The 3,038-nt window shown below is 64.8% G+C and carries 3 protein-coding genes; all 3 read left to right on the forward strand.

Features of this window, described 5'->3' with window-relative positions:
- Positions 1-785: pyrimidine utilization protein D (rutD, locus tag ABWP09_RS13820; protein ID WP_353205704.1), on the forward strand; the 785-nt coding region annotated here is incomplete at its 5' end.
- Between the two features lie 4 nt (positions 786-789).
- Complete coding sequence (gene rutA / locus ABWP09_RS13825) at positions 790-1,860, forward strand: pyrimidine utilization protein A (protein ID WP_353205705.1); 1,071 nt, start codon at positions 790-792, stop codon at positions 1,858-1,860.
- A 92-nt stretch (positions 1,861-1,952) separates the two neighbouring features.
- Positions 1,953-2,966 (forward strand): polysaccharide deacetylase family protein, encoded by a 1,014-nt coding sequence (locus ABWP09_RS13830; protein WP_353205706.1) that lies wholly within the window; start codon positions 1,953-1,955, stop codon positions 2,964-2,966.
- Positions 2,967-3,038: the final 72 nt, after the last annotated feature.

The raw sequence follows: 3,038 nt of genomic DNA on the forward strand, positions 1-3,038 counted from the left end.
GCCTCTATTACGAAATCCACGGCGCGGAGGACGCGCCGCCGCTGATCCTGTCGTCGGGCCTCGGCGGATCGGCGAGCTATTGGGCACCCAACATTCCCGCGCTCGCCGCGCACTACCGCGTCATCGCCTATGATCATCGCGGCACCGGGCGGAGCGATCGCGCGCTGCCCGAAACCGTAAGCGTTGACGATCTCGCCGTCGACATCCTTGCGCTGATGGACGCGCTCGATGTGCCGCGTGCGACGATCGTCGGCCATGCTGCGGGTGGCGTCGCCGCGCTGGCGCTGGCGCTGCTGGCACCCGACCGGATCGACAAATTGGTGGTGGTCAATGGCTGGGCCTCGCCCGATCCGCATTTCCTCCGTTGCTTCGCCGCACGGCTCGCGCTGCTGCGGGGTAGCGGGCCTGAAGCGTATCTGCGCGCGCAGCCGCTCTTTCTCTATCCGCCGAACTGGATCTCGGCGAACGATGCGCTGCTCGAAGCCGAACTACCTGACCAACTCGCACATTTCCCCGGCGCGGCGACGATGGAGAAGCGCATCGCCGCGCTCGCCGCGTTCGACGTTTCTGAACGGTTGCGTGACATCCACCGACCGGTGCTGGTCGTGGTGTCCGACGATGACATGCTCGTCCCGCCGAACGCCGGCATAGCCCTCGCCAATGGCTTGCCGATCGCCGGTTTCTGCCGTGCCGAGCATGGCGGGCATGCGGTCAATGTCGTCGATCCGGACGCCTTCAACAGCTTCGTGCTCGCCTGGCTGGCGGGCGAAACCGTAGGGGAGTAACCTCATGCAAGTCGGCGTCTTCGTCCCCATCAACAACAATGGCTGGCTGATCAGCGAGAATGCGCCGCAATACCTGCCGTCGTTCGATCTCAACAAGACGATCGCGCAGTCGGCGGAGAAGCACGGCCTCGATTTCCTGCTGTCGATGATCAAGCTGCGCGGGTTCGGCGGCAAGACCGAATTCTGGGAGTATGGCCTCGAAAGCTTCACGCTGATGGCGGGCCTCGCCGCGGTGACGGAGAAGATCAAGATCTTCGCGACCTGCCCGACGCTCGTCATCCCGCCGGCCTTTGCCGCGCGGATGTGCAACACGATCGATTCGATCAGCCACGGGCGCTTCGGATTGAACCTCATCACCGGCTGGCAACCGCCCGAATATACCCAGATGGGGGTGTGGCCCGGCGATGAGCATTTCCGCAATCGCTACAAGATGCTCGACGAATATGCCCACATCCTGCGCGAATTGTGGGCCGAGGGGGTCAGCGATTTCAAGGGCGATTACTATCAAATGGAGGATTGCCGCGTCCGGCCCAAACCGGAAGGCGACATGAAGATCATCTGCGCGGGGAGCTCCGACGAGGGCCTCGCTTTCTCCGCAAAATGGGCGGATTACGCGTTTTGCTTGGGCAAGGGCGTCAACACGCCGACCGCGTTCGCCTCGAACAACACCCGTCTCGCCGCCGCCACCGCCAAGACCGGGCGCGCTGTGTCGATCTTCGTGCTGATCATGATCATCGCCGCCGAAACCGACGAAGAAGCGATGGCCAAGTGGCAATCGTACAATGACGGCGTCGATCACGAAGCGATCGCGTGGCTCGCCGATCAGGGGGCGAAGGACACGGTCAACACGGACACCAACGTCCGACAGCTCGCCGCGCCCGAAGGCGCGGTGAACATCAATATGGGGACGCTGGTCGGGTCGTATGAGAGCGTCGCGCGGATGCTCGATGAGATGGCCGAGGTGCCTAACACGGGCGGCGTGCTGCTGACCTTCGATGATTTCGTGCGCGGCGTGGAGGCGTTCGGGACGCGGATTCAGCCGTTGATGCAGTGCCGGGCGCATATATCGGGGTGACATAACCGTCCCGGTTCCGCGCGAAGGGATGATCACGAACCTTTGCGTCGGGCGGTTGGTTAGGGCAAGATTAAGGGTATGAGCCCCGCCCAATGACTCCGCTGCGCCAGGTCATGTTCGTGGCCGGACTCGTGCTGATCGCGCTGCCGCTGGCGGTCGGGCTGCTGCCGCGCGCGCCAGCACCGCGGGCCGCGCCGCCTGCGGAGCCGGTAACCGGCAAGCGCATTGCGCTGACCTTCGATGATGTCCCGCGCGGCCCCGGCGCGTTCTACACCCCCGCCGAACGGACCACCCGGCTGATCGCAGCACTGCGCGCAAGCGGCGTCCGTCAGGCTGCCTTCTTCGCCAATCCCGGGCGAATCGGCCCAAGGAATGATGGTGGCGCGCGGCTCGCCGCTTATGCCGCGGCGGGACATGCGATTGCCGATCACACTTGGTCGCACCGCGATTTGCGCGCGCTGTCGGCAGACGCTTTTCTCGCGGATATCGACAAAGCCGAGGAGTTGTTGCGGGGCCAGCGCAATTATCGCCCCTGGTTCCGGTTCCCCGGCCTGAACCAGGGCGGGCGCGACCGGGCGAAACGCCGTGCCGTGCTCGACGGGCTGGCGGCGCGGCGGTTGCAGATCGCGTGGGTCACCGCCGATGGCTCCGACTGGAATATCGAGCGGCAGACGATCGCGGCGAAAAAGGCCGGAAAGCCGATCGATGACGCCGCGTTGCGCGATCTCTATGTCGAGACGATGGTGCAATCGGCCGACTTTTCCGACGCGTTGATGCTGCGTGTCGCCGGGCGGCAAACCCCGCAAGTGCTGTTGCTCCACGAAACCGATATCGCGGCGCGCTATGTCGGCGATCTCGTAACCGCGCTGCGCCATGACGGCTGGACGATCATCACCGCAGACGCCGCCTTTGCCGATCCGGTCTATCACCAGACCGGCGATTTCGACAGCGCCAACGGCACGTTGCCCGAGGCGTTGGCATGGCAGAAGCGCTTGCCCGGCCCGCTTTATTACGAGCGCAACGACGTGCCGATCGCCAATCGCCTGTTCGCCGAGCGCGTGCTGCACCAGAGGCCTTCCGCAGCGACAGCAATTGCCGCGCGTTAGGAGTGCGTGCGTGGGGTAGGAATCGCCGCGCAAGCGCGATAGAACGCGCGCCATGAGCCAGCCCGACCAGAT

It is taken from the genome of Sphingomonas sp. (assembly GCF_040398505.1).
Classification (GTDB): Bacteria; Pseudomonadota; Alphaproteobacteria; order Sphingomonadales; family Sphingomonadaceae; genus Sphingomonas.